General features: G+C 68.2%; 1 protein-coding gene. It reads left to right on the top strand.

Going from position 1 to position 1,356, the window contains the following annotated elements; genetic code table 11:
• Nucleotides 1–72 precede the first annotated feature (72 nt).
• Nucleotides 73–1,319, top strand: a protein-coding gene (locus AB0J08_RS41630) for an IS3 family transposase (protein ID WP_360645429.1) whose coding sequence is annotated in 2 segments (ribosomal slippage) — nt 73–415 and nt 415–1,319 — 1,248 coding nt in all. Because the reading frame shifts where the segments join, the coding sequence is not laid out codon by codon here.
• The last annotated feature ends 37 nt before the right edge of the window (nt 1,320–1,356 follow it).

Genomic DNA, 1,356 nt, shown 5'->3' with positions numbered 1-1,356 from the left:
GGGCCTTCGCCCTGATGGGTGGACACGCTGATACTGGATCTGCTTGATCCGGAGGAAGCGAGAACACCGCCGATGGCGATGAAGGACTACTCGGACGAGTTCAAGGCCGATGCCGTGGCCCTGTACGAGTCCACGCCCGGGGCGACCTACAAGGACATCGCCGCTGACCTGGGCATCAACAGGGCAACGCTGCGCGAGTGGGTGCTGCGCGACCGCGACCGCCGCGGCATCGCCCCCGTGGACGCGCGGGCTGGCGGGGCGGCGTCGTCCCGGGCAAATCAGCCGGCTCCGTCGTCCGATCCGGAGATGCGGATCCGGCAGTTGGAGGACCGGGTGACCGAGCTTGAGGCGAGCGAGCGGAAGCTGGCCACCGAGCGGGACATCCTGCGCAAGGCGGCCAAGTATTTCGCCGGCGAGACGAACTGGTGAGCCGCTTCCAGTTCGTCCACGACCACCGGGACGCCTACGAGGTGAAGCGGCTGTGCCAGGTCCTGGACGTCAACAGGTCCAGCTACTACAAGTGGCTCGGCGGGGCCGATGCCAGAGCCGCCCGCAGGCGCGAGGACCAGGCCCTGGCCGAACGGATCCGCCGCATCCACGCAGACTCCGGCGGCGCCTACGGATCGCCTCGGGTGACCGCGGAACTGCGCGAGACCGGAACGCGGATCAACCACAAGCGGGTCGCCCGGGTCATGCGGACCCACGGCATCGCCGGTATCCGCCTGCGAAGAAGGGTCCGCACCACCATCGCGGACCCGGCCATGGCGATCGTCCCGGACCTGTTCCAGCGGGACTTCAACGCCCCGGAACCGGGACACAAGTACATGGGCGACATCACGTATCTGCCGGTGGCCAGTGGGGAGTTCCTCTACCTGGCCACCGTGCTGGACTGCTTCAGCCGCAAGGTCGTCGGCTGGTCGATCGCCGACCACATGCGCACGAATCTGGTCGCCGACGCGCTGCGGATGGCGGCAGCGACCCGCGGCGGCCTGGACGGCGCGGTGTTCCACTCCGACCACGGATCGCAATACGGATCCAGGGCCTTCGCCGACCTGTGCTCGGACCTGGGAGTCACCCGCTCGATGGGCTCGGTCGGCAGCAGCGCGGACAACGCGGCCTGCGAGAGCTTCCACGCTTCCCTCAAACGCGAGACCCTCCGGGGAAGCCGCGACTACGGCGACCCCGACACTTGCAGGATGACCGTCTTCGCCTGGCTGACCCGCTACAACACCCGCCGCCGGCACTCCGCCAACGGCCACCTCAGCCCCAACGAATACGAACACCGACACCACACAGCTAAACTCACGCTCGCCGCGTGACTACCAACCGCGTGTCCACCTTCACGGGCGAAGGCCC

The organism is Kitasatospora sp. NPDC050463 (assembly GCF_040655255.1).
GTDB lineage: Bacteria > Actinomycetota > Actinomycetes > Streptomycetales > Streptomycetaceae > Kitasatospora.
The sequence above is the reverse complement of the archived record's forward strand: the minus strand, read 5'-3'. Positions and strand labels throughout refer to the sequence as shown.